This window comes from Bacillus sp. FSL K6-6540 (assembly GCF_038007545.1).
The window spans coordinates 4,418,116-4,444,285 of sequence record NZ_JBBOXH010000001.1; the positions used below are offsets into that span (position 1 = coordinate 4,418,116).

A 26,170-nucleotide genomic window follows, 5' to 3' on the forward strand; every position below is an offset into this window, starting at 1 on the left:
AATATTTATTGTTCTTTCATCTTGCGAAGGATATATCGAAGCTGATCCTCGGCGTTGTCTTTGTAGTTGCCCAGCACCGCATGGACGCGGTCATGATAATCGGCAGGCAACCGGCACAGCTGCGAGAATATAAAAGGCTCAATCATGTAGCAGTCCTGATTGCGCTTATCCTCAAGAGCGGCCACAACAGCTTCAAACAGCTCTTCATCCTTTATGCCGGTACGAACAAGACCCATAATAATCAGATTGGCAAACCGGTTGCGGAATTCCGGCGAATTCTGCAGCTTTGCCAGCAAATACGATTCGGCTTCCCGATGTCCCCGGCGGGCGAACGCGCTGACCAGCGCCAGCTCATCCTGCTCGATCAACAGCTCCAGCCATCTGTCATCCCAGCTCGCCAGCAGCTGCTCTTGCGGGAGCATCTCCACGTAATACGTGTAGCTCTCCTTGCCCGCAAACGGCATTACTTCCTCATAAAGCTTATACTGCCTGCGGATTACCAGATCTGATAGGGTATCCAAAAGCTTTTTCCGCTCCTTGGCCGCGTTGCTGAGCGGGGACGAGGCGAAGCCTTGTAACAGAACGTCCTTGTATTGCTCATATACGCGGTCAGGCGGGAGCACGCGCGCGGCTTTTTGGAAGACCTCGCGGACATAAGAGCCGCTGTGTCTATATTGCTCTATATCATTCTCCGCATTTTGGCGCAGCAGTTCCCTGGCTTCCCCGGAATCCACGCGATTCATGTAGATGACCGCTTCATTCATCAGATAGGTCCAGCCCAAAGACTTGATGTATAAGGCATACTGCTGAAGCACGTTCCGGTACAGCTCTTCGAGCTCCGGATTTTGTTTGCCGTGCAGGGCCCACAAGCAGCGTTTCACCTTGATCCAGCTCTCCTCCAGCTTTTGCTTGTCGTCCAGGGATTCGGAAGCCGATTGAAGCTCGGCCGACAAGTCTCGTACAAGCCAATCCGTCAACAGGGCGGAACGGCATCTGCCTAAGGCAGGATTCACCAACTCTTTGTCTTTTCCTTGAGCGGCTTCATACAACCGCTCCACGGCTTGATCGGAACCGTTCTCGGCCAGCGCGCCATAGGCCGCTTCGCGAATGACCTTCTTTTTGCTCCTGCTCCATTCCATCAGATCCGCTTCAAACTCTTCGTACCGCGCAAGCAGTTTGATGGCCATGCACCGTACCTCGTCGCTGCCGATCTCGGCCGCTTGGCGGATCAGCTCCAGCGCTTCCTTCCCGCCTGTTGCCGCCATCACCTTCAGCTTGCGTGATTCCGGCCTTCCGCCAGCCGGATTAAAGCTTTCCATCAGAAACGGAACGATTTCCGGGCCGTATGCCGGCAGTATCTCATTGGCCGCAAGCTCGCCAATCTCGACGTATGGGTCATTCAACGCTTCGATTGCAAGGTATACCAGGCGGAAATCCCGGAACACCCCTTCCTTCCACGCTTCTTCTATGATCTCGTAACGGCCGCTGCCCGTCGTGGTCAGGGCGGTCTGTACTGCTGAAAGCTTGCGGTAGGATAAATGGGATGACAGCGAAACCGGATGATGGTCTGCCTGAAACAGTTCTCCCTCGGGTGCTGTCGTTCCTTGCGTATGCAGCACGGAGCTCAGCAGCTGGTTTAAATCCTGAAGCAGCTGTGCGGACTGGTTTTCCTTCTTGGAATCCGGCTCGATCAAGGCAAGGATTCCTTCGCCCAATCGTTTGAACACGGGAGCGCGTTCTCCCAGCTGTTGAAACTGCGGCAGCAGCCGCTTCAGGCGGAAATCGCCTGCCGCGAGCTCGCTGCCGGCGATATATAAACGCCTAACCTCTTGGTTAAGCTCCTGCAGTAATGCCGTACTCATGTTCGCTTTCCTCCTTCGTTACCCTGCTTAGTACAATAGCCGGATGATTTCGTTCGTCGTAATGATGCTTAGCGGCTGTGCCCAGAGACGGCCCGTCGCAAGGTTGTGCTCAAACATAACCAGCATGGATACGCCGCTCAGCTTCTCCTCCGGCAAATACCGCAGCATCGGCACGGTTGGTTCCATATACACATCGGCCAGCCCGATCGACTGCCCGGATTCATCCGTAATGGCATATTGCCCTTCAGCGTTCCGGCCGATCCCGGATACATGCAGCAGCATGACGGGGTTGCTGTCGCTAAGCGGATTCTTGAGCTGGTTCTTCACCTTTTTAACGGCTTCAGCATAAGAACCCGCCGCATGGTTGCGAATCCATTCCAGATCCTCTTCCGTTACCGGACTTGAGGTCATTTCTTCAAAGCGAACACGCCGGTTCATATCACCCGGGTAGCGATACAGTACAGGGACATGGGCTTTATCAAAGAAGCTGTCTTCTTCCCGCATCAGCTTGGCGGCTTTGTAAGGACGGTACTGGATCGTTCGGTGAATTTCGCCGCTGTCCTTCTGGATCCAGTACCCGGTATCCACATGCTCCAGCCGCGCATCGTCGGCATAACTCAGAAAAGAAAGCTGTACCAGCTCCGCTCCTTCGCTCACTAACCCATAGCTTTGCAGCTCGGTCAGCTGCCATGCATGCCCCAGCCATTCCTCTATCGTCGACTCGTGGTCCAGCCTCATATCCGGATCCTCAAGTTTTGTGGTCAGGTACTGTCTGCCCTTCTTGATCATTGCGTTCATGACGGCAAGCTGCCCCACCGCATATGTATAAGCTTTCTCCTGGTCTTCGGATGACAGAACCAGCGCCAGGCGGCGGAGTTCCGTCTGAGCACCCGATAAGTAATAATTGCCCATCTGCTTCACATGCTCCTGGATCCGCTTATGTTCTTTTTTGTCCAATGTCCCGAGACCGTTCCGGATCAACGAGTGTATAAGCTTTTCCAGTACGTCCAGGCCTTCTAGCTGGGCATGGAGTTTCTTTTTTAACGCCGATTTGTTAACCTTCTTCGGTTTGGGTGCTGCTCCTTCGGCTGCTTCTTTGAGCTTGCGCTCTTCCCGCTTCTCCGCCTTCTCCCGCTTGGCGGCCAAATCCTCCGGCACCTCGGCGGGGGTGAACGACGCTCCGCCCGCATAAGCATATAGCAGTCCAAGCACATGTTTGCACGGAAACTGCCGGCTCGGGCAGGTGCACCGCATGACCGGCTTATCCGGCACCGCAAAATCGGCGGACGGCTGGTAATCGGAACTTCCGCTGCCGGCACAGGTGCCGAACAACACGGCTTGATCCTCGGAATGATGCAGCTTGAGGAATCGTCCTTTTTTTACTAGACCTTGCCCGTTCTTAATGGCCGCGCTATTCGGCGCCTGCGAATCGATCCATGTCTCTGTAATCTCAACCAAACTCATACCCTCCTAAATCAAATCGCTGCGTTCAGAAAACAGCAATAATATCCATTACGTTTAATCATATCGAATCTTCGCCCTGCTCCCTACCCTTCTAAAGACCTATTTAAGAACACCCATTCCTATTTATTCCGTCATCCTCCTCCTTAAATGGAACATATTGTTATACTATGCTGCCGTTAAAATAAAAAAGAGCCGGCTAAGCCGGTTCTTCGAAATTTGCTATCACCCAGGAGTAGACGAACACGCGCAATGCGGACTTAAAGATCGCCTGCGGCGTTCGCTTATCCCTTTTGTCTCCGATGCCGTTAGTCTTTTCGCGCTTGATACCGCCCTGTTCGAATCTCGAGAATATACGATTCAGGGTGGGGCATGCCGGACTCCAACGCATCCTGCACGGCTTGTTCGATCGGATACGGCACACGGATGCATTGAATGTTTAACGGCGCGGGATCTTCGCTTCCATAGACTCCCTCCAGAACGACGTAAGACGCCTCGGGCATTTCAAGTGGATTGCCGACGCTGCCGGTATTAAACAGCGTTCTCCCGTCCAGATGCTGGTGATAGGCATTATGGATATCGCCGTAACCGGCGACGTCCGCGATTCTCGGGCTGCCGCACAGCGGGGAGCTGTGAAACAAGGTAGCCCGCTTCTCCTGGTCATCCCAGGGCTGGATCCGTTCGTACACGCTTCGCGGCGAAGCATGAAACAGCCGGACCCATTTACCGCTCATCATGAATTCTATGACATAAGGGAGGCCGGCAAGATATTGCAGCCTCTCGCTTCCGAGTCTATGCTGATGCCATAGCAGCGACGGATCATCGGTCTCATTGCCAATAAAGTCGTCCCAATTCCCCTTAATGACCTGCTGGCAATGGGTTCGTACCATATCCACCGCCACATCGCCGTGCGGGCCCTTGCCGATCAAGTCGCCCAGGCAATAGATGGTTTCTATTCCGCGGCGTTGGATATCCCTAAGAACTGCCTCCAGTGCAGGGATATTTCCGTGTATGTCGGAGATTAATGCAAATTGCGCCATCAGCCGGCCTCCAAACTTTGTTTATTTCGGTTTGCTATGGTTATGGCGGAGTTGCTTCCGTATATTCATCCTATGTCTCTTTTTAGCCAGGGATGAACCCGTTCAGCGATTCACGCCGTGCCCCAAAATCAGGTCTTTGGATTTACCAATCCAGCACTTCATTTTCCATACAATATTAACTTATAATGAAAATAGTTTGAAGCTATTCTATAAGAAAGTCACAGGAAGGAGGTTATGCCGTTCCATGCATTGCCGTCCGGAAGCGTTCGGGCACGCGATGCGTGTTTCAACTACATCGGCAGTACATAACGTGCATTGGAAGGAGGCAATTATACGCCGGAACGTGCCAAATCCTTATTTTGGATGTTTTAATTTTTAGTCTATTGTATTAAGGTAATCATATATTTTTACTCACGCAAGCTAGGTAACTGAATAAGATTTAAGCATCACCGACTTCACCACGTTAGGAGGCTGACGATAGTGAATACACGCAGGATGGTTAGCTTAGGGTTACTGATTCTTGTCTTGATCATCAGCGGTTGTACGGGAAATGCTTCAACCGAAAAAACGAAAACGCTTACACTTTGGTATTGGAACCGAAGCCTGGACGATGAGCTGATTAAGTCTGTTGAAAAGGAGTTTCCGGGTATCCGCATCGACGCGCAAAAAATCGGAGGCGACTTCAAATCGAAATTAAAAACAACGCTGGCCGCCGGCTCCGGAGGGCCGGACATCGTCGCATTTAACGACTGGGTGGCGGAGCTGTTCACGAGTTCGGATCGCTTCTACGATCTGTATGAGCTTGGCGCCAAAGAAATCGAACCGGATTTCCTGGATTGGAAATGGAAGCTCGGCGTTACGCCGGAAGGCGCCATGATCGCCTTGCCGATCGATACGGGGCCAACGGCTTTATACTACAGAGCGGATTTGTTCGAGGAAGCCGGACTTCCGACCGAACCGGAAGATGTCCACGAGCAGCTCGGCACCTGGGATCAATATTTCGAGGCGGGACAGAAGCTGCAGGAGCATTTTGATCAAAAAGTGAAAATGCTCGATAACATCACGAACATTTATACCCAAATCAATGCCCAATCCGATCGCATCTATTTTGCCGAGGATGGAACGTTCATCGGCGAGTCCGCGGAATCTTCGATGAAAACGGCCTGGGATACGGCGGTAAAGGCCTCCCAAATGAAGCTGAGCGCCAACGTCAACACTTCTTCCTCAGAGTGGAATGCCGCCATGAACAACGGGCGGGTCGCTTCCTTTGTCGGTGCGGTCTGGATGAAGGAAATACTCATGCAGGCGGCGCCGGAGACCACCGGAAAATGGAGGGTAGCCCGTGCACCTGGCGGTGACGGCAACAACGGCGGTTCCTTCCTTGCCATTATGAAGACGAGCAAATATCCGCAGGAAGCATTTGACGTTATGAAATACATTCAGAACCCGGAAAATCAGGTTCAGTCCTTTAAGAAGATCAACCTCTTCCCATCCGCCAAGGACGCGCTGGATGCACCCGTCATGAAGGAACCCGAGGAATTTTTCGGAAATCAGGCGACCGGCGAGGTGTTCTCGGAATCTGCACGAAACGTCAAGCCGGCTTATTTCGGCGGGAAGTTCGCGAATGTCAACGGCATTGTCAATCGAGAGCTGTCCTCGGTTGCCCTCCAGGGCAAAAATCCCGATAAAGCCTGGGCTGACGCGCTGGCCAGGGTCAAAAAAGAGCTGCTGCGCTGACCATGGTTCTTGTTTTGCGATATATGGCTTTTTCGATTGTTAGGAGTACTTAAATACCAACCGCTACAGGAGGTACAGTACGATGGATAATCCAATGCTGAATCGCACGCCCGTGGAACAGAAGCCTGTTCCCAAGCATCCGAAATCCCAAGACCGACTGTCTGCACAGATCTGGAAGCACCGCAAAGAATATTTGGCGATATCCCCTTTTTACATTCTATTTGCCATCTTCGGGCTGTTTCCGATCGCCTTTTCCATGTTCCTGTCCTTTCAAAAATGGGACGGCATCGGCGAGATGACCTATAACGGTCTCAATAACTATCAATTCATGCTGACCGATCCGGAATTTTGGAGAGCCGTCGGCAATACACTGCTGATCTGGATTTACTCCACGATACCGATGCTCTTCATCGCGCTTATCGTGGCTTTCCTGCTAAATGCATCGTTCGTCCGATTCCGCACCTTCTTTCGCATCGGTTATTTCCTGCCCAACGTCACCTCGCTTGTTGCGGTTGCCATCGTGTTCGGCACGGTCTTCTCGAACAACTACGGTCTCCTCAACTATATGTTGTCCTTGCTCGGCCTCAACTCCGTCGAATGGTTGAATACGACGTGGGGCATTCAGTTAGCCATTTCGGTCATGGTTATATGGAGATGGGCGGGATATAACGCCATCATCTATCTTGCCGGGCTGCAGAGCATCCCGACGGTTCTGTACGAGGCAGCCAAGATCGACGGAGCCACCGGCATTCAATCCTTTTTCAGAATCACCATTCCCAATCTAAGGCCCATCATTCTCTTTACGGTCATTACGTCAACCATCGGCGGCATGCAGATCTTCACCGAGCCGCAAGTGCTGGTCGGCAATGACGGCGGCGTAAGCGGCGGCGGGATGACCATCGTCCTCTACCTGTACCGCGAAGCCTTCGTGAACAACTATTTCGGATATGGCGCTGCCGTCGGCTGGGGCATGTTCCTGCTAATCGCCCTCTTTTCCATCGTGAACTGGAAAATGGTGCAGGGCAGTCCTTCCAATGACTGAAAATGGGGGTGAATCGTATGTTCAAATGGAAATCCATTCTGCTGCACATCGGGTTGATCGCCGGACTGATTTTATCCATCTTTCCCTTCTACTGGCTGCTTGTGATGGCGACGCGCACCACTTCGGATATCTACAGCTTTCCTCCGAAACTATGGTTCGGTCCGCACTTGCTGGATAACGTGTCGAGGGTGCTGAGCAGCATCGACTTCTTCGGCGCCTTCTGGAATACCCTGTTCGTCGCTTCCGCTTGTACGCTGCTGGTCTTATTCTTCGATTCCCTGGCCGGATTCACGTTCGCCAAATTCCAGTTCCCGGGCAAAAAATGGCTGTTTGTCCTGCTGCTTGCCACCATGATGGCGCCCGCACAATTATCCTTGGTGCCTTCGTTTGTCATTATGGCAGAATTCGGATGGGTGGGCACCTACAAGGCGCTGATCATTCCGGGAATGGTCAACGCTTTCGGAATCTTCTGGATCAGGCAATATGCACAAGAATCGGTGCCTTCGGAGCTTCTCGATGCCGGTAAAATCGACGGCTGCGGTTTCTTCCGCCTCTATTGGAACATATCGCTGCCGATTCTGCGGCCCGCTTTATCGTTCTTGGCCGCCTTCACGTTCATCGGGGTATGGAACGACTATCTGTGGCCGCTCATCATTCTAAATGATGAGAACAAGTTCACCTTGCAGGTTGCGTTATCATCATTAAACGGAATATATACCACCGACTATTCGATGGTCATTGCCGGCACGCTGCTCGCGGTCATCCCGCTGATCGTCATGTTCTTGTTCATCAGCAAGCAATTCATTTCCGATATCGCCGCAGGCGCGATTAAGAGTTAACGGCAAAGGAGCTGCCTCCAGGTGTTATGCCTGGCAGGCAGCTCCTTTCTATATTCCGGTCCATGACTTACGCGCTACGGCACCATGACCAGCTGTTCATTTTCTTTCGTTCCTGTCTCTTCTGCTGAATCGGCTGTCTCCTCCCTTTTCAATTCTGCCGTTTCATCCAGCTTTTTGCGTCCCATTAAAGTTGCTGCCAGAAGCGCTAACGCTGCAGGAACGATAGCCCAGGCAAACGTAGCCGCGATGGAGGAAGCGAGCGTGTCCGAGATCGGCTTGAGCAGGTCGGACGGAATCCATGATCTCGTCTCCGGTGCCAATAAGATGTGAGGATCCTTAAGATCGAATCCTTCAGGAAGCCCACCGGTGTTCATCACGTCCGATCCCGATGTTAAGGAACCGGTGAAGGATCGGCTCTGGATCAACCCGAACACCGTAATGCCAATGGTCATTCCAAGCGACCGCGTGAAGTTGAAGGTCGAGCTCGCCATCCCGCGCTGTTTATAGGATAAGCCATGCATGACCGCCGTTCCCAGCACGGAGAACGATCCGCCGATGCCAAGCCCGATCAGAACCATGTACAAGGTAACGATGAACCTGCTGGATTCCGCAGTTAACGTCGAAGCGAGCACCATCCCTCCCGTAAACAGGATCAGCGTCGGGATCATGATGCTGCGATACGAGATTTTACTCATCAGAAAACCGCTGACCGTCGCCGTGACGACCGAGCCCACCATCATCGGCAGCAGGACCAGCCCCGAGTTCGTGGCGCTTCCGCCGAGCACGCCTTGAATGAAGATCGGAATGTAAACGGAAGCCACGATGAAGGATCCTCCGCTAAACAAGCCGCACAGCACGCTTGAGGTATAGAGTTTATTCTTGAATAAATGAAACGAGATGATCGGCTCCTCCGCCCTTCTCTCGGCAAGCACGAAGAGCACAAGCATGACGGCGGCAGCGCCAAACAAAGCCAGGATGACCCAGGAATCCCATGCCCATTGCTTCCCTCCAAGCTCAAGCGCGAACATGAAACAGATCACGCCCGCAAGGAGCGTGGTTGCTCCCTTCCAATCGATCGGCTGTTTGGAACGTTCATGCGATTCCTTATAGAATATCGTCACCATCAGGAAGGCCACGATGCCGATCGGCAAATTAATATAGAATATCCATTGCCAGGTAATATGATCCGTAATATAAGCGCCTGCGAGCGGCCCGAAAATGCTGGATAATCCAAAGACGGCTCCGAACAAACCGGTGAGCTTTCCGCGCTTCTCCAGCGGCACGGTGTCGAACATGATCGCGAAAGCGATCGGGATGAGGGCTCCGCCCCCTACGCCTTGCACGGCCCGATACAGCGCCAGCTCCGTGATGGAGCTTGCCGTACCGCACAGCACGGAGCCCAGCATGAATACAATCATCCCGAACACAAAGAATTTTTTGCGTCCATACATATCGGACAGTTTGCCGAAGATCGGCATCCCCGCAAGCTCGGCAACCATATACGCGGAGGTCACCCATACGAAATGATCAAGTCCTCCGAGCTCCCCGACGATGTTTCCCATGGCGGTTGCTACGATCGTATTGTCCATGGAGGCCATCAAGATGCCGAGCAGCAGGCCGGCAAGCACGATGGGCAGTTTGTTTCTGTTGGCTGTTTGTGTCTTCAAGTTCTCATACACTCCTTCTAAGTAGGTTTCCTTAGTACTGCAGTCATTGTAATTCGAAAAGTATGACAGGTGACTGTCACACTTTTGTCCCCGATTCCGTTATTTTTTATCAAACGCTCTTATTCAAGCAGCCTAATGGCTTTATGTTCGCATGCGGGGTAGCGTATAATCGGTTTATCTTAGCTCATGCCAAGGAGGTCAAGTGATATGAAGATCAGTGAATTATCGCAGCGCAGCCAGGTCAGCGCACGCTCGATCCGGCATTATGAACAAAAAGGCCTGCTGGAAGCCGACAGACTCGATAATGATTACCGCCATTTTAACGCGTCCGCCATCGAACGGGTCAAAATGATCCAATTGTACTTAAAGCTGGGCTTGACCACGGATCAAATTCGCGTATTGTTTCGCGGTGAAGTCGCTTCGCCGGACGATTATGAATATTGCGAAGAAATGCTTTCCTTTTATGAGGACAAATTAAGCAGCGTGGACAGTCAGATTGCAGCGCTCCATGAATTGAAACACCTGCTGGAAAGGCAAATCTCCCGGACCCTTGGCAAAAAGAAGAGTCAGCAGCAACCCTCCGCAACGTGATAGAATGAAGTGTACATCTGAAATGGAGGATATCTACATATGGACAATTTCGAGAAAAATCTGGAGAAATACGCGGAGCTGGTCGTTAAGGTAGGCGTAAACGTTCAACCGGGCCAAGTGCTGATCATCAATGCCCCAATTGAGACCGTAGAGCTGACACGCCGCATCGTGGCCAAAGCATATGATGCAGGCGCCAAATATGTGCAAGTCGACTGGGAAGACGAAAAAATCACCCGAATCCGCTATGAGAAGGCACCGGAAGATTCCTTCCATTATTATCCGCAATGGCAGGCCGACGCCATGCAGCAGCTCGCTGAAGGCGGAGGAGCCATTCTGCGCATTAAGGTTCCGGATCCCGAACTGTTCCGCGGCATTGATTCGGTAAAAGTATCTACAGCCGTTAAGGCTGCTGCCGTGGCTAACGAAAAATATCAGGTATACGTCCGCAACAATAAGATCAGCTGGTCGCTGATTAAGGCGCCTACCCGAGCCTGGGCCAATAAAGTATTCCCGGACCTCCCCGAAGAAGAGCGCATCCAAGCGATGTGGGATGCCGTATTCCTGATGAATCGGGTAGGCAGCGAAGATCCGGTAGCCGCGTGGCGGGATCATATCGCCGGACTGAAGCTGCGCCAGAACCACATGAATGCCAAACGCTACAAGAGTTTCCACTATCGTGCGCCGGGAACGGATCTGCGCGTCGACATGCCGGAAGGTTATCTCTGGCTCGGCGGCGGTGACGAGAATGAGGCCGGGGTGTATTTCGTAGCGAATATGCCCACCGAAGAAATCTATACGATGCCTCATCGCACGGGCGTGAACGGGACCGTATCCAGTACCCTTCCGCTGAATCTGAACGGCCGCCTGGTGGAAGGCATAAAGCTCACGTTCAAGGACGGTAAGGTTGTTGCATATGAAGCCGAATCCGGACGGGAGCATCTCACGACGCTGCTGGAAACGGACGAGGGCGCCTCGTATCTTGGAGAGATGGCACTTGTGCCGCATGATTCGCCGATCTCGCAACTAAACCGCGTCTTCTATAACACCGGCATCGATGAGAACGCCTCCTGCCACTTTGCGCTGGGAAGCGCCTATCCCGTGAATATCGAAGGCGGCACCAAGATGAGCAAGGAAGAACTGCTGGCTCGCGGAGCCAATGTCAGTCTGACGCATGTCGATTTCATGATCGGTTCCGCTGAACTGGACATTGACGGCGTGCTGGCGGACGGTACGATTGAACCCGTATTCCGCGGTGGACGGTGGGTCTAAAGTTCGTTTGGGTAAATTGGGGCTCCTTAGCGTGCCGTTTGGCGACATATGACCGGGGGCAGCCCTTTAAGCCTTCAACTGTAAAAAAGGCGGACACTGGAGCAATTGCTCCATGTCCGCCTTTTTCTATGTTCTACATTCGTATGGTTACTTTACTCCGCATGCTCCAGCATCCGAAGTATCATCATGACCGCTTCCGCACGGGTCGCAGATTCCTGAGGAGCAAACCGGTTACCCGAACGGCCGTTCACGATGCCGGCCTCGGCCGCGGCTGCGATTTCCTTCTCTGCCCAAGCCGGAATATTCTGCTGATCGCGGAAGTCCGTTCCGGCACCTGGCTGGGTAAGGCCTAGGTAGCGTGCGATCATCACCGCCATTTCCGCACGGTTAACGGATTCATTCGGTTTGAATGTCCCATCTTGATATCCTTTCACGATGCCTTCGGATACGGCCCATTGAATCGCTTCAAGCGCCCAGGATCCGATGGAGGAGCTGTCTTTGAAGCTCAGTTTCTCAGATCCCGCTTGACCTTTCAGTGCCTTGGCCATCATCACCATAAATTCGGCACGCGTGACCTGACGTTCCGGTTTGAAGGTTTGATCCGGATAGCCGCCAACGATGCCGAGCGAAACCGCCTGCTCAATCGCAGATGAAGCCCAATGTCCGCCGATGTCGGTTAACAGCACCGACTGGGGTTCCGGTTTCGGTTCTTCTGTCACTGCTTTCACCTTACGGTGAATGGTTAATTGATAGGTTTTGGTCGCACCGTTCTCGGCCCGAACCACCAGCTTCAGGACGTTATCCCCTTCCTTCAGCCCGATGACCTGATCATTCTTCAGAGGCTCTCCTTCCAGGAGGACAGCGGCCTTGCCATGCGCCGCCCCAACGCGAAGCTGTACGGATTCCGCATCCGTTTCAAGCCGGTACTCCGTCGTGCTTTCGTTGAACGCAGGGGTTAATGCAGCCGCTACGCCGCCAATGATGACTTCCAGCGCTTTTAATTGATTGTTTCCTGACAATGGGACTCCACCGCCAGAGGATTCCGATCCCGATCCCGATGACGGAGGATTCTCGGATGAAGGGATCACCGAAGCGTTATAGGCGCGGATCGCGGCTTGCAGTGCGGTCATTGCGTCCTTGACATCCTTCGCAGTTGCATGATCCTGCTGCGCTATGGCGCTGGCGTTTGCAATCGCGTCACGGAGCGCTGACCTTGCGCCTGCAGGATACTGCCCTGGCGATGAGCCTTCCCGTGTTTCGTCGAGCCTTTGCTGCGCCGAGGCGATTAATCCGATTAACTCGCTCTTGTCCACTCCTGCAGCCGAAGTCGTGACCGAGTTATGGAGTCCCACGCTCTCACCAGCAGCGTTATAAGCTTTGACGGTAAAATGATAACGCGTATCCGGCGTAAGCCCGGCTGCGGTATGCGAATACACATCGCCGGTTACGGTCACCACCGGTTCCTCCCGGCCTTTCAAATATACGCGATATCCGTCCACGCCATCGCTTGCAGCCGCCTCCGGCCAGCTCATGGTTACACGGCTCGATGTGATCTCCGAAAATTCCAACTCCCCGGGCGTCCATACCGGCGCACCCGGTACGTCTACAGCACTCGTGATCACCGTTAAGATCTCGCTTGGTGGCGATTCCGCTCCATGCTGATCCGAGGCGGTTACTTTGAATTCGTACGGCGTATCCGGCGTAAGCCCTGTCGCTTCGTATACGCTGTCCGTAACGGTAGCCACTTGCTGTCCGTCCTGATACACATGATAGTTCACGACTTGCTGGTCCGGACGGTTCACAGGGTCCCAACCGATTTGAACCGAGGACGACGTGACCTGAAGTGCTTTCAGATTGGTTGGGGCCGCGAGATCCCCTTCATCCGTTGTGAATGTCCATACGTCCGATACCGTTCTTCCCCCGAATTCATCTTGGGCGACGGCATACCAGGAATAGGTTCCGTTGGATAACAGTCCTGCCCACGGCTGAGTAACTTCCGTGCCGCTCGCTGCGTTTTGCGGCGTACCGATGGCCTCTCCTCTCAGATGATTCACCTGGATCGAATCGGTGGCTACCCGCTTCAGTTTCGGCTCAAGATCCAGGTTCATCGTAAATTCATCCACGCCCGGATTCGTATAATAATTGTACTTATCCAAATAAGGAGAGTACGTATTCACGTAAATCTGATTGCTTTCCTTATCAAAATGCAGCAGTCTCAAATATCCGCTGCCGCCGTCCGCATGTCCTTGATAGTCCGCCAGCATCTGATACACGGTTCGGTCCGTATTGCCGTCGCCATCATCGTCCAATTCGTTCTTAAGCAGGCTGGCTCCCGTGTAATGGCCGCTCAGTACGGCAACCACGTTCGGATTAGGGACGACTACTTCCTTGTACAACTTGTTGCCTACGCCGGAACGCGTTCCGTTCGCGAGCATGTAATCATGGAAATTCAGGAATGCCATATAATCCGGATATTCAGCCAAAACCTCGTTCATCCACTTGATATCCTCGTCTTCGATGCCCCATCCCATATACATCATGATGAAGTCGTTGCCTTCGACGGAGACCAGATCGTAATGTCCCCGGTTGTTCTTGTAGGAGCCTCCGTAATAGGGCTGATCCTTATAACGGTCTTCCCCGAAATATTGACCGTAAGTTGTGTAATCCCAATCATAGCTGCCCACGTCATGATTGCCGGCAAGCACGCCGTGCGGCAGCTTGGCATCCTCCAGCATGTTCATGTATGCATCGGCACGTTTCCATTGGTATTCGGCTGTTGGGTCATTCACGATATCACCGGTATGGAACAAATATTTGATGTTCATCTCATCGATGGAATCAACGATCCATTCGAACTGCTTTTGCTGAATACGCGGATAGAGCTCCGTCAAGAACTGCGTATCGGATACCCATACAAAGGTGTAATCATAATCCCCTCGGGAAGGAATTTCATCCTGTACGATCACATCAACTTTGTTGTTCTGTACATAGTCCGCTGCCGTCAGTTCGCCTCGAAGCGTAAAATCATCTTCAGACTGGGCAATATGCTTGGTTATTTCCGTCCATTTGCTCAGCTTGTGGTTCCACGCATACATTGTGACCTTGCGGCCGGACACCGTGTGTCCTTCCCAAGCGACTTCGACGCTGTCGCCAGGCTCAACGGCATGCTCCAGCTCTGCCTCGAACCGGATGTAAGGGAAATGAGACGTTGAATCTACGGTGACATATTCATCGTTGGATTCGGATACCCGCTTCAATTCCTCTTCGGTCAGCACAGTTTCGCCCGCAGGGAATCTATCCTTTGGCGGTTCTTCGTCCGAAGCGTTCTTGGACAATTTCACCCGATACCCGCTTAAAGCATGATACGAATAAGCCTGATGGAAGGAGACCTCGAGCTCGTCATCCGATGGATCGCTGACTTGAACCTTCAGCTCCGGCGACAGCCCGGTGCCGCTCTCCTTATCTGCCGGCGACACCAATACAGGTTTATTCGGATGCTCCTGAGCCGTGTTAAACGTCACGGTTCGTTCCGAGCGGTTGCCGATCTTGTCCACTGCGCGAATTTCCAGCTTATGACCGCCTGGTTCAAGCTCAGCCGAGGAAGTATTGTACGGCAACTGGATGGCGCGTCCATCAAGCGTAACCTCGACCCGGTCTACGCCCGATACGCGATCCGTGGCGGTCACATCGATCGGGATGCCGCCCTTGTAACTCTTGCCCTCTTCAACGGTTGCGCTAATTTCCGGTCCGTTGTTATCTACCAGAACATCGGCAGCTGCTTCAGACTGACCTTTGACCTTCAATTGAATGGAATACGTTCCGTCCGAGACGGCCGAGGTATCCCATGCGTAGGACAATGCATTTACTTTTTCGGCAGGAATGTCGAATTGAAAAGTTACGAAAGGCAGGAAACGTCCATCGTCGCCAAGGTCATGGATCCGTGCGGGATCGCTATATTGCGGATCCCGGATTTCCGTTCCGTCACCCAAGCGCAGCCGCACGTTGCGCGCATTGAAATCATCCATATTGCCCGTCGGCTTGTCGTCTTCGAAGTAGGTCTTCTCGTTATCGCCGGCCCGAAGGGTAATTTCGTTCGATCCGCTTGTCAGCCACTGCGGTTCGATCGGGAGCACGATGGTTTGATAACCGTCAATGTTCGCCTCCGTCTCGAAAAGAACCTCCTTGCCGATGGTTACCGTGTTGATCCCATCGTCAATGCCGTCGCCTTCAAATATAAAATAGGCGGAATGCTCCATGGCGGGATTACCTTGAACCGGCGTTCCGTCCACTTGAAGCTCCAAATCGGAAGGCCCAGCCCCATCAGCTGCACCCCGAATATACGTGATGCCCGTAACCGTTTGTTGATCTTTAACGTTCAGGCTCGCGCTTGCACCGCTGCCCGTGAGATCAACCTCATATTTAGGGCTCTCCGCTTTCTTAAACGTGTTGGACACCGTGAAGAAATACTCCAGCTTGGCATGTCCCAGCAGCTCCAGATAAGGTATCGTATGATGATAGCCTTGCTGTCCTTCCTGAAGCTGTACGACCTTGTAATCGTTCTGTCCGTCGACACGATACGATAACGCGAGCGATGTCACCATGCGGTCATCGTGCGCTTCCGCGGCGATTTCCAGATTGTCTCCCGGCTCCACGTTCGTGGTGGTCGTCCGATTAACAACGGACGGCTCCTTGGTCACGTCGATATGTACCGGCCCGGCGGGCACTTCAGAATGCGCTAGCGAACCCGGCGTAGCCTTATGCTCCAGCTGGGAGATCCGCTGCATTTTAAGGCTGCCGTCTTCAGGATATTTATAGAAGATTCCCTGATCGGGGCCGTTATGAACATCACCGTCGTTGTAAAACGCGGACACGATCGGGCGGCCGGTGTTCGTCACGACCACAAGCTCCCGCATGCGCGAATTGGACATGCCGCCTGAGAATATTTTGACGACATCGGTGTTTTCGTTCAGGTTGGTACCGTAATTATGATTAAAATCAGCAATCGTGGATTTGCTGTTCTGGCCGTTAATGATCCAGAATACCAGCGTGCCTCCGGATGGAATGGTCACCTCGTCGGGTACATGAGCCCACAGGGTGTCGCTCTCCAAGTAACGGTAGCGTATCTTATAATTGCTGAAATCGATGGCTTGATCGGTATTGTTGTAAACCTCGATAAATTCGTAACCGTCGGCGGTTCCTACGTTCGTGGAATCAGGCACAAGCTCGGTGATCAGCAGCTCGGGCACGGGGTTAAGCGCGGTGGATGTCTGGGCGGAAGCTTGTCCTGCGAGAGCAGTAAACGAGGCAGACATAACGATACAAAGAATCAAGAAACAGGAAATACATCGTTTAAGGACGATCTTAGACATGGAAAACCTCCTAGAAATGATTTTTTGAGCAATCAATTCAGTTTCCCAATTCTCCAGGTCTCCATGGGATCTCCAAATGATAATTAAAGCGTTTTCAACATAAAATCCCTCGCGATTTCAACGTAGGCTTTTTCCCCTTGAGGGGTCCTTTTCCTCTTCACCTCCTAAGATCAATAATTGCATATTCCGATCGTTTTTTAAACCACTTTATGTAAAATTTGATAAATGATATAAAGGTCCCGATATTTGCTGAACATCTAGTACAATAGGACAACTTAATGCCGCGTCTTTCTGTCCATAGCATTTGATCACCTGTTTCTCAAGGTACATATTTCAGGATCAAAATAACCTTTATTGTTCGATACTTCAGCACTACGAACGGCTTATTTTCAATTCATCTTTGAGCAACATCTTCCCGCTCCGGCGTATCTTACATCCTGCACCTACTGCTTAATCCGCACAAAAAAAGACCCCGCGAATGATATCGCAGGATCCTTATCAGTGGGAAGCGATTTTATTATTCATTATGCAGCAATTTTCCAATTGCTAGGGTGCCTTACCTGAAAAGAATCGAAGAAACTTCGCTCTCCTTCTCCTTTTGCGAGTGTTCATGGCGAATCAACTGCCTTTCGGAATGACATGATGTTCTTCCGTCCGTCGATTGACAATACCACTTCCCACTTGTTCTATATTTACCCGGTCCACGGGAAGTGAAACACGCCGGCCCAAATTTCCTTCGAAATGGATGCCGCCTATGTCTACTCCGTCACCTTGAATCCATTATCGCGGCTGTTCATTTTGCATCGTTCGGGACAGCTCTACCAGCTTGTTCATGGTTTTCCAATTCCGCATCGTCATCGGTACGCCGAACTTTGCCATTTGCGCCGCCAGCTTGGAATTCCGTACGCTTTCCTTAAACAGTAAATAGATTTCTTCTCCGATCGCTTCAAAAGTTTCTTTATCGTTCACGTAGAGCCTCAATTTCTCAACGTCATCGGGAGCTGGCGCTTCCGGCAGCATGGCAACATAAAGACTCTCAAACTCCGATGCTGCCTCCGCCGCACGTATCGTTTCTTCCGAAAAAGGACAATGTCGGACGATGCCCTCGATTTCCTGCGAGGTTCTGAGTATCACGGTTATCGGGAAGCCGAACGCTTCTTGTATTCCTTGCTCCAGTTGGACCTGCAGCGTTTTCTTGGAGTCCGCAGATTCGAAGAGTACGTTTCCGCTCTGAATGTAGGTCTGTACCCGGGCTAGGCCCATGCCTTCAAGCTTCTTTCTTAAATCGGCCATTTTGATTTTATTGTGTCCGCCGACGTTGATTCCTCGAAGCAAAGCGATATAAATGGTCATTTGAGCATCCTTTCCATAATCATGCCTGCCGTCTTCTCCCCGTTCGCGATGCAGTCCGGGATCCCCACGCCATAATATGAGCAGCCGGCAAGCATCACGTTAGGATAAAGGTCTTCCATTGCGTGCTCCAGCGACTCCACGACCTGCCTGTGCTTCAGATGATAGTTCGGCATATTCTCATGCCATTTGGTAACTTCGCAGGACACGGGTTCAGCCTCTAAACCTAAGCTGTGACGAATATCCTCCATCCCGACATGCTTCAATTCTTTGTCCGACAATCGAATCAATTGGTCATAATGCGGACTGGAGCTTTTGTAGAACAATCGCATCAATAACCGATTATTCTCGGAGGTATGCTCCCATTTCCGGCTCGTCCATGTGCATGCGTCACACTTCAGCTTCGTCCCCTTGGCCGTAATAAACCCCGTACCGTCGTATGGGAGCTCTTCATCTCGAATATCATAGGCCAGATACACGCTGATGAGGGACTTGGTATACAATTGGTCAAAATCCTCATGAAGCCGCGGATCTTCCAGCAGCTCCTTCGCGCTTGATCCCAGCGTGCTTAAAACTACAAAATCCGCTCCCAGCTGTTCGCCGTTCGCCAGCATCAATCGATAGCCGTTAGGCGTTCTCTCCAGCTTCTCTGCGGCAACGCCCTTGCAAATCTTCGCGCCTGCTTCTGTCAGGCTCCGTTCCAGTGCGTCAATCAACACCGAGACACCGTTTTTGAAGGAAAGGAATTTCTTATTGCCGGTGCCTAGGAACTTCTGTTTATTTTCGGCCAAACCGCCCATGATGCTGCCATAGGTATTTTTGTACTCCAGCAAATAAGGGAATGTGGACGCGATGGTCAGGTCATGGAGCTCCCCGGAATAGACGCCCGATATGACCGGAGCGATCTGGTTCTGAACGATTTCCTTCCCTAGAAAGGACTCCAGGAATTCTCCCAGGGAATCATGCTTGGTGAACGTCTCATTCGGCGTATAATAGTCCTTGAGCGCCTCCACCTTCCCCTCCGCGGATACCAGCTCGCTTTCGGCCAAGGATTTCAAGCTAAGCGGTATGCCAAATACGCTCTCCTCGGGGATTTTTTTTAGGCCGTCGGTTGTATATATGAAAGAAGTCCCCGTGGCATTGTACACAACCTGGTCCGTTAACTGAAGCTCCTCCAGAAGCGGCGCCACATTCGTTTTCCGGGATACGATCGAATCCGCTCCGGTTTCCATAATAAATTCACCGTTCTGGACGGTTCGGATTTTGCCTCCCAGCGCCTCGCTTGCCTCAATCAGCACCAAGTCCATGTCCCGTCGATGTTGTTTTAGCTCTTTTTGCAGATAATATAAGGTCGAAAGTCCGGTAATGCCGCCGCCGATGACTACGGTAGTTGTCACTGTACATACACCTCTATTATGTAGGTTTATATCAATAATATATAATGTTACGTTACCATTGTATCCAATTCCTAAGTATATCATAGTGACCGTTCATTCGTTGGGGGCCATTCCCTCAATATTGTGAACAGAACCGTTCACACAGCAACCGGTTTCCCGGACATCACCCCTGAACAATCCATACATTGTGCGCGCTGCACTCATGATCCAGGTGCTGGGATGGTCGTCGACAGCAAAAAACTCCGCGAGATCACTCGCAGAGTTTTTTTCGTGGGAAGCGGTTATATCCATTCTGACGCTATCATTCCATTGCTTTAATAGCTTAAGGTGTACGCCGGAATAATTCAGGCTGTGCCGTCCTTATTCCTTGTTACGTTGTACATGGGTATCAAATCCTTTCGGTAATTCCGACTTAACGTCTTGTTATCCGTCTGGTGTTGATGTGTTTCCACTTCCCACTTAGGATATATATACCCGGTGCATGGGCGATGAAACAGGTCAGGCATTCCTTTTTTGCGCCGCCCGGGTACGTCTTAATTATCCTCGGTCAATACTTCGAGCAAGCCCGCCGGGAGCTCATACTTGCGGTTGTTGATCTGGATGCTTTTTAATTCCTCAAGAAGCGAATCGTCGCTTTCCGAATCCTTAATGGCCTGCACTTCGCGGTGCAATTGCTCCATCTGACGGTCCAGCGCGTTGGCGGTATCCGCCGCCTTCTTAAGCTCTTCGAGCAGGTGCTGGGGAACCGACTTATTATATTTGTAAAAGATTTTATGCTCCAGACTCGCCCAGAAATCCATGGCAATCGTTCGAATCTGGACTTCAACGCATACCTTCTCCACCCGGTCAGAGAAAAAGACGGGCACCTCCACTAACAGATGCAAGCTTTGGTATCCGTTCGGCTTCGGATTCTTGATGTAGTCCTTGACGTTCAGGACCGTTAAATCGCTTTGATTCTGCAGCATGTCGCTGATTTTGTAAATGTCGGTAATGAATGAACAGGTGATTCGTAAACCCGCAATGTCCTTAATGTTATCTTCTATGGAACGGAGCGATATGTTTCCGCCCTTGCGAAGCAGCTTCTTCATGATGCTCTCCGGCGATTTCAAGCGGGATTTCGTGTGCTCGATCGGGCTATAGTCATGAAGAGCCTGAAACTCTTCTTTTAATATCTCCATCTTGGTTTCGATCTCATCTAAGGCGAATTTGTATTTCATCATGAATCGGGTAATTTCGTTCCGAATGATTTTGAGCTGTTCGATTTGCAAAGAATTCATGGGATACTTCCTTTCGATTGTGTGATTCAGAGCCGTGACGACTCGAGTAGTAAATAAAAACAAAACGCGTTGCTAACATTCTAGAAGTTCTGTCCCTCTTTAAATAGTAGTTGATATTGAGGTGCGACTGCAACTTTAGTGCAATAACGTCAAAAAGACGCCGCAACTACAAACGTCGCGGGCGTCTTTATCTTATGCTTATTCATTCCAATCATTGCGGCAAGGATTAAGCCGCTAAACCAACCTGGATTCAGGAGGACAGTGTAGAAAACATCTGGCCCAATTTCGCAGCAGCTTCGATCTCCAAGGCCTTGATCTCCTCTACCAGCGATATGGCTGTTGCTGCTTGTTCTGCCGAATTAGGCTCGCCACCCTTCGGAAATGGAAACATCCCATGCAGGACACTGAACTTCTTGCAGATCTCCGTATACAGCGCGGCGGCATCTTCGAACGATGTCGTCAGATCCGGACCGTCCTCCATGGCTTTCGGCCAAGCGGTCACCAGTTCCTTGAAGAACTCGGCGGCATAGTACCGGGCATCCCGCAGCACTTCGATGTTGTAAGCATGACCATTCGGCTCTATTTCACGACCATGCAGCGATTCAATCCAAGCATCGTAGGCCGCAATTCCCTTCACAGCCGTCGGCACCGCGTTTTCCTTTCCTTCATATAACTCGGTGGCGGTTTCGAGTGCCAGTCGCAGCTGCTGCCGAAGCGTCAAATCCACGGAACCCTCAATCGCCAGGACGAATATTTCTTCCAAGACGCTCTTGCCTAGATTTTCGTAAGGCAGCGTATCAACTCTTCCGCACTCCTCCGCATATAAGGTTCTCGTCTCGTCATCGTACCCGTACAGCGTTCCGAACTCCGGAAAGAAAATATCCCAGGCCAGGACGGGATATCCGCGATCCAATGAGGCATGGATCAAATCAAGGGCTCTTGGCAGCTCTTGATGAATGCTGCGTTTATTCATTGCTCCCTTTTCCATAAGGGCAGGATCCAGCAGATTGGCGTTTGTCCCGATGCCGTCCGACATGCCGTCGACGAATTTGGAATGGAAGCCGATATTATGAAGGCCGCGGGATAAAGATTCGCCGAAAAAATAGGCGGTCGGGCCCGCGATATGGACATCATTCGGTATGATATTGATCCGGAATGCATGCCCTGTCAGCCCCATGACGATCGGCAGCGATAGCTTGCGGTCTGTAAACTGAAGCATTTTGAACGTGGCATCCGCTGCGGATGTCCAGGTTTTGGTTTCTTTCATCGGTCCTTCGTAAGGCAATATGTTCTTCTTCATAATTCCCAGGTCCCTTCTCGTCTTAATATAAGAGTCAACGGTAACGCGGATTTTTTCTTGGATCACTTTTTTCCGTGATCTCGAAATAATCTGATACACATTGGCCGAAGAGAGCTGAAACAAGTCGGCAATTTCCTGCGGGGACAGCTGATCAAAAAAATGGGATTCGAAAACAAGCCTCTCGCGCGGCTTCAGGCATTGAATGATGCCGGTTAAAGCACGCAGCGTTTCCTGCTGCACGATACGCTCCTCCGGTACGTTAGAACCTGAGGCCGATTCGCTTGCGGAATGGTTGAGCCTGCCCAGAATGCTGTCCAGATCGTTCCATTGCTCCAGACTCCCTGAACCGTTGACCCTTCCCTTGCCTTCTAACTCGGTGAATGTCTGCTCTTTGCACGCGGAGCTCCCTTTAAGGCGGGTATAGGCCTGATTCCGGACGATGCGGTGCATCCATGGAAGGAACCGCCGGGCATCCACCAATTTGCCAAGATGCATGAATGCTCGGATCAGGGCATCTTGCACCACGTCTTCTGCTAAGTAGGACTCCCGCGTTATCGCTCTGGCATAGCCATACACCTTGGAGCGATGGCGCCGAACAAGCTCCCCGAATGCTTCCCGTTCCCCTGCCTGCGAGTATTTCACCAGCTCGTCATCTTCCATCTCATCCCATTGAATCGCGCTGTCTGTTGTCGTTTCCAATTGCTCGAACCCTCTTTCGTATCGTTGACTACTTATATGACTTGAGAAGATCGTCATTTCTGACAATATCACCCGAGAAATAGTATAGCTTTTTTTGCATTTGAAGCGACAAAAAAACGTCCCAAGCTGACCTGAACCCTCGGTCGCTTGGAACGTTCCCCGGCTTTTCACGCTTATATGGCATCCGCGGCGGCCTGTTGAACCTCCCGGCGAAAATGTCCCGGTTCAGGACGCGTTAGGCCCAGATGCTCCCTCAGTGTATGGCCGCTGTATTCGGAACGGAACAGGCCCCGTTCTTGCAGCACCGGGATAACCGCATCCACGAACTCGTCCAGATCTCCCGGCAGCACCGGAGGCATGATATTAAATCCGTCGCAGGCATAACCTTCGAACCAATCCTGCATCATGTCGGCCAGCTGCTCGGGCGTCCCGACAAATGGCATATGACCTCTCGAGGTCAGTATCTTTCTTCCTAACTCTAAGATCGACAGATTATCCTGATAAGCCATGTCCATATATAACTGGACCCGGCTTTTCATGCCGTTGGATGCGGCCACGGGGTCCGGGATGTTTCTTGGCAGCGGCTGGTCCGGCGGATAACCGCTCAGGTCGTAATTCAGGAACCCGGACAGAACGGCGATCGCCGAAGCTGGCGGAATCAATTCCAGCAGTTCTTGCGCTTTGCGCCGTGCCTCCTCCTCGGTTGAGCCGATGACAGGCGACAGGCCCGGCATGATTTTCAGGCTTCCGCTCGCTCTTCCATATTGGGACAGCTTCGAGTGCACGCTGGCGTAAAACGCCTGCGCTGCCTTCTTGGACTGCTGTGCCGTAAAGATGACCTCGCCATATTGAGCGGCAAAGTCCTGTCCCGGACCGGAAGAACCGGCCTGTATCAGGACCGGGTAGCCTTGCGGCGGCCTCGGAACGTTCAGCGGGCCTTTCGTGGAATACCATTGCCCGTTAAAGTCCACGGGACGCACCTTCGCTCCATCGGCAAATTTCCCGGACTCCCGATCCAGCACAAGCGCATCGTCTTCCCAGCTGTCCCATAACCGGGTAACCGCTTCAACAAACTCGCGTGCCATTTCGTAACGCAAGCCATGCTCCGGATGCTTCGCCTTGCCGTAATTGTGGGCTTCGATGTCCAGCTGGGACGTCACGATATTCCAGCCCGCTCTTCCCCCGCTGATCCAATCGAGAGAAGCAAATTTCCGTGCCACGTTATACGGCTCATTGTACGTTGTGGAGACCGTGGCGGTCAGCCCCAGTTTGTCCGTCACGGCGGAGAGTGCGGATAACAGCGTTAACGGGTCCAGCATGCCGGAAGCGGAGTTTTCGACCTGGGTCACGTACAGCAAATCGGCAAAAAACATCATGTCGAACTTTCCCCGCTCTGCTGTGGCTGCCAGCTGCTTATACAGCTCAATGCCAAACATGCCCTCCACGTCCGAGGTTGGATGACGCCACCCGGCGTGATGATGTCCTGCATAATAGATAAACGCTCCCAGGTGCATCTGATGATCTCTGCGGTTGGTTGTCCCCATCTTCGTAACCACTCCTGTTCATATAAAATAGTCAGCCAACCATCCTTGATCAGCCCTTATATGTCTCTCTCCAGCCCAGCAGCCTGGATTCCAGCCGGCGTACAACGGAATCGGAGAGCTTGCCCACGACCGCAAAAATAATAATGCCTACAAACACAATGTCCGTTTGGGAATAGGCTCGGGCGTTTTGAATCATGTATCCGATGCCCGCGCTGGTCCCCATCATCTCCGCTACGACCAACACAAGCCAGGAAACGCCGAGCGACAGGCGGATGCCAAGCAAGATGTTCGGCAGTGCAGCCGGTACGATCAAGCGGATCAGCAGCTGCAGCTTGGAATGCTGAAAGATCCTCGATACTTCATAAAGCTTCGCATCCACGCTGCGAATGCCAAGGAAGGTATTCACATAGATCGGGAAAAAGGCTCCGAGGGAAATCATGAGAATCTTCGAGAATTCCCCGATGCCGAACCATAGAATAAACAGCGGAATCAGCGATAATAGCGGCACGGTGCGCAGCATTTGAAATGAAGGGTCCAGCGTGCGCTCTGCCATTTTGCCAAGCCCCGTGGACAATCCCAGAGCCAGCCCCGTCAAGCCGCCCAGCAAAAAGCCCGATAGCGCTCGAAGGAGACTGATCCGAAAATGCTCCCACAGCTCGCCGTTGGCCCCCAAACTCGCGAATTGCTTGGCTATCGTAAGCGGAGTAGGCAGCAGGGACGCCGAAATCCAGCCAAATCCGCCGGCTGCCTGCCATAAAGCCAAGATCGCTGCGGGCACAAGCCAGGCATGGAGGGGCTTTGGAATGGCCTTCAGCCAGTCCCGCCCCCCTGTTTCTGAAGTGTCTGCATGACTTCTCATGACGGGTCGCCTCCCTTATAGCTGTCCTGCCAACGCAGAAGTCTGCCTTCGAGCCCTTTGACGAGGGAATCCGACAGCTTCCCGACGAGCGCAAACACCAAAATTCCGACGAAGACCACCGTGGTCCAGGAGAAGGAACGCGCATCATTGATGATATAACCGATGCCGGAACTGGAACCCATCAGCTCCGCCACAACCAGGCCAAGCCATGCCACCCCGATCGAGAGGCGGATGCCGAGGAAAATATGGGGCAGCGAAGCGGGAACGATCAGCCTGCGGATCATATCCCAACGGCTGAATTGCAGGACGCGGGCTACGTCAAACAGCCTGTTGTCCACGGAGCGAATGCCGAGGAATGTGTTCACGTAGAGCGGAAAGAACGAGCCCTTGGCAATAAGCAGGATTTTCGAGGTTTCCCCGAAACCGAACCATAGGATGAACAGCGGCGCAATGGCCAGATGGGGAAGCGTCCGCAGCATTTGCAAGGAAGGATCGACAAGCCGCTCGGCCTTGTACGAGAAACCAACCCATATCCCCGCGGCCAAACCGAGGCTGCCGCCGAGCAGAAACCCGAGCAGCGCTCGCCAGGATGAAATGCCCAGATGCCGAATCAGCTCGCCGGAGCTTGTTAAATGAACGAATTCCTTCCAGATATCGAGCGGAGTCGGGAGCAGGATCGGATTGAGCCAACCCATGGCCCCAGCCGCCTGCCACACGATGATGATAAAGAGCGGAACAAGCCAGCCGATCCATGCATGGGTAAGTTTAAACAGGAACCTGCGGTCAATCCGCTTATGACGGAGACGGGTTTCGACGGGGTCGGCGGTCACGACAACCGCCCCTTTGCTGATCCCTTCCGGGAGCATA

General features: G+C 52.2%; 17 protein-coding genes. 5 read left to right on the top strand and 12 right to left on the bottom strand.

Features of this window, described 5'->3' with window-relative positions:
• Positions 1-5: 5 nt before the first annotated feature.
• From MHH82_RS19395 to MHH82_RS19405, 3 genes are all read right to left on the bottom strand, one after another.
• Positions 6-1,862, bottom strand: a complete 1,857-nt coding sequence (locus tag MHH82_RS19395; protein ID WP_340967496.1) for a HEAT repeat domain-containing protein — start codon at positions 1,860-1,862, stop codon at positions 6-8.
• A 27-nt stretch (positions 1,863-1,889) separates the two neighbouring features.
• Complete coding sequence (locus tag MHH82_RS19400) at positions 1,890-3,320, bottom strand: SWIM zinc finger family protein (protein WP_036661229.1); 1,431 nt, start codon at positions 3,318-3,320, stop codon at positions 1,890-1,892.
• Between the two features lie 311 nt (positions 3,321-3,631).
• Positions 3,632-4,363, bottom strand: coding sequence for a metallophosphoesterase family protein (locus MHH82_RS19405; RefSeq protein ID WP_036661230.1), 732 nt, complete (start codon positions 4,361-4,363; stop codon positions 3,632-3,634).
• A 480-nt stretch (positions 4,364-4,843) separates the two neighbouring features.
• Between MHH82_RS19405 and MHH82_RS19410 the strand changes: the two genes are divergently transcribed.
• The 3 genes from MHH82_RS19410 to MHH82_RS19420 all read left to right on the top strand — a co-directional run bounded on the left by MHH82_RS19410 (position 4,844) and on the right by MHH82_RS19420 (position 7,981).
• Positions 4,844-6,100, top strand: coding sequence for an extracellular solute-binding protein (locus tag MHH82_RS19410; RefSeq protein ID WP_251496992.1), 1,257 nt, complete (start codon positions 4,844-4,846; stop codon positions 6,098-6,100).
• Between the two features lie 82 nt (positions 6,101-6,182).
• Positions 6,183-7,142: a carbohydrate ABC transporter permease gene (locus tag MHH82_RS19415; protein WP_340967500.1), complete on the top strand. Its 960-nt coding sequence runs from the start codon at positions 6,183-6,185 to the stop codon at positions 7,140-7,142.
• Between the two features lie 17 nt (positions 7,143-7,159).
• Positions 7,160-7,981 carry a carbohydrate ABC transporter permease gene (locus MHH82_RS19420; RefSeq protein ID WP_009591051.1) on the top strand — a complete coding sequence of 274 codons (822 nt, stop codon included), beginning with the start codon at positions 7,160-7,162 and terminating at the stop codon, positions 7,979-7,981.
• A gap of 74 nt (positions 7,982-8,055) precedes the next feature.
• Here MHH82_RS19420 and MHH82_RS19425 read toward each other — a convergent pair whose 3' ends face one another.
• On the bottom strand, positions 8,056-9,648 hold the full coding sequence (locus MHH82_RS19425) for an MDR family MFS transporter (RefSeq protein ID WP_285857317.1): 1,593 nt from the start codon (positions 9,646-9,648) through the stop codon (positions 8,056-8,058).
• A 207-nt stretch (positions 9,649-9,855) separates the two neighbouring features.
• Between MHH82_RS19425 and MHH82_RS19430 the strand changes: the two genes are divergently transcribed.
• Together MHH82_RS19430 and MHH82_RS19435 are read left to right on the top strand one after the other, a co-directional pair.
• Positions 9,856-10,239 (top strand): MerR family transcriptional regulator, encoded by a 384-nt coding sequence (locus tag MHH82_RS19430; RefSeq protein WP_009591074.1) that lies wholly within the window; start codon positions 9,856-9,858, stop codon positions 10,237-10,239.
• Positions 10,240-10,278: 39 nt separating this feature from the next.
• Complete coding sequence (locus MHH82_RS19435; protein WP_036661236.1) at positions 10,279-11,508, top strand: aminopeptidase; 1,230 nt, start codon at positions 10,279-10,281, stop codon at positions 11,506-11,508.
• A 152-nt stretch (positions 11,509-11,660) separates the two neighbouring features.
• Here MHH82_RS19435 and MHH82_RS19440 read toward each other — a convergent pair whose 3' ends face one another.
• From MHH82_RS19440 to MHH82_RS19475, 8 genes are all read right to left on the bottom strand, one after another.
• On the bottom strand, positions 11,661-16,877 hold the full coding sequence (locus MHH82_RS19440; protein WP_340967506.1) for an S-layer homology domain-containing protein: 5,217 nt from the start codon (positions 16,875-16,877) through the stop codon (positions 11,661-11,663).
• 780 nt (positions 16,878-17,657) lie between these two features.
• Positions 17,658-18,230, bottom strand: a complete 573-nt coding sequence (locus MHH82_RS19445) for a DUF1697 domain-containing protein (RefSeq protein ID WP_251497002.1) — start codon at positions 18,228-18,230, stop codon at positions 17,658-17,660.
• Positions 18,227-19,624, bottom strand: a complete 1,398-nt coding sequence (locus MHH82_RS19450) for a protoporphyrinogen oxidase (RefSeq protein WP_340967508.1) — start codon at positions 19,622-19,624, stop codon at positions 18,227-18,229. Before MHH82_RS19450 ends, MHH82_RS19445 begins: the two co-directional genes overlap by 4 nt.
• 533 nt (positions 19,625-20,157) lie before the next feature.
• Complete coding sequence (locus tag MHH82_RS19455; protein WP_015736042.1) at positions 20,158-20,901, bottom strand: GTP pyrophosphokinase; 744 nt, start codon at positions 20,899-20,901, stop codon at positions 20,158-20,160.
• Positions 20,902-21,151: 250 nt separating this feature from the next.
• Positions 21,152-22,900, bottom strand: coding sequence for an RNA polymerase sigma factor (locus MHH82_RS19460; RefSeq protein ID WP_145037860.1), 1,749 nt, complete (start codon positions 22,898-22,900; stop codon positions 21,152-21,154).
• Positions 22,901-23,073: 173 nt separating this feature from the next.
• The gene (locus tag MHH82_RS19465) at positions 23,074-24,444 is read right to left on the bottom strand and encodes an LLM class flavin-dependent oxidoreductase (RefSeq protein ID WP_145037858.1); all 1,371 of its coding nucleotides are present in this window, start codon (positions 24,442-24,444) and stop codon (positions 23,074-23,076) included.
• A gap of 49 nt (positions 24,445-24,493) precedes the next feature.
• Positions 24,494-25,303, bottom strand: coding sequence for an ABC transporter permease (locus MHH82_RS19470; RefSeq protein ID WP_340967513.1), 810 nt, complete (start codon positions 25,301-25,303; stop codon positions 24,494-24,496).
• Positions 25,300-26,169, bottom strand: coding sequence for an ABC transporter permease (locus MHH82_RS19475; protein ID WP_340967515.1), 870 nt, complete (start codon positions 26,167-26,169; stop codon positions 25,300-25,302). The genes MHH82_RS19470 and MHH82_RS19475 overlap by 4 nt, the downstream gene beginning before the upstream one ends.
• Between the last annotated feature and the right edge of the window lies 1 nt (position 26,170).

Coding starts and splice junctions, on each gene's coding strand:
- MHH82_RS19395 (WP_340967496.1), bottom strand. CDS start 1,862: ATGAGTACGGCATTACTGCAGGAGCTTAACCAAGAGGTTAGGCGTTTA.
- MHH82_RS19405 (WP_036661230.1), bottom strand. CDS start 4,363: ATGGCGCAATTTGCATTAATCTCCGACATACACGGAAATATCCCTGCA.
- MHH82_RS19415 (WP_340967500.1), top strand. CDS start 6,183: ATGGATAATCCAATGCTGAATCGCACGCCCGTGGAACAGAAGCCTGTT.
- MHH82_RS19420 (WP_009591051.1), top strand. CDS start 7,160: ATGTTCAAATGGAAATCCATTCTGCTGCACATCGGGTTGATCGCCGGA.
- MHH82_RS19430 (WP_009591074.1), top strand. CDS start 9,856: ATGAAGATCAGTGAATTATCGCAGCGCAGCCAGGTCAGCGCACGCTCG.
- MHH82_RS19435 (WP_036661236.1), top strand. CDS start 10,279: ATGGACAATTTCGAGAAAAATCTGGAGAAATACGCGGAGCTGGTCGTT.
- MHH82_RS19440 (WP_340967506.1), bottom strand. CDS start 16,877: ATGTCTAAGATCGTCCTTAAACGATGTATTTCCTGTTTCTTGATTCTT.
- MHH82_RS19445 (WP_251497002.1), bottom strand. CDS start 18,230: ATGACCATTTATATCGCTTTGCTTCGAGGAATCAACGTCGGCGGACAC.
- MHH82_RS19455 (WP_015736042.1), bottom strand. CDS start 20,901: ATGAATTCTTTGCAAATCGAACAGCTCAAAATCATTCGGAACGAAATT.
- MHH82_RS19465 (WP_145037858.1), bottom strand. CDS start 24,444: ATGGGGACAACCAACCGCAGAGATCATCAGATGCACCTGGGAGCGTTT.
- MHH82_RS19470 (WP_340967513.1), bottom strand. CDS start 25,303: ATGAGAAGTCATGCAGACACTTCAGAAACAGGGGGGCGGGACTGGCTG.
- MHH82_RS19475 (WP_340967515.1), bottom strand. CDS start 26,169: ATGCTCCCGGAAGGGATCAGCAAAGGGGCGGTTGTCGTGACCGCCGAC.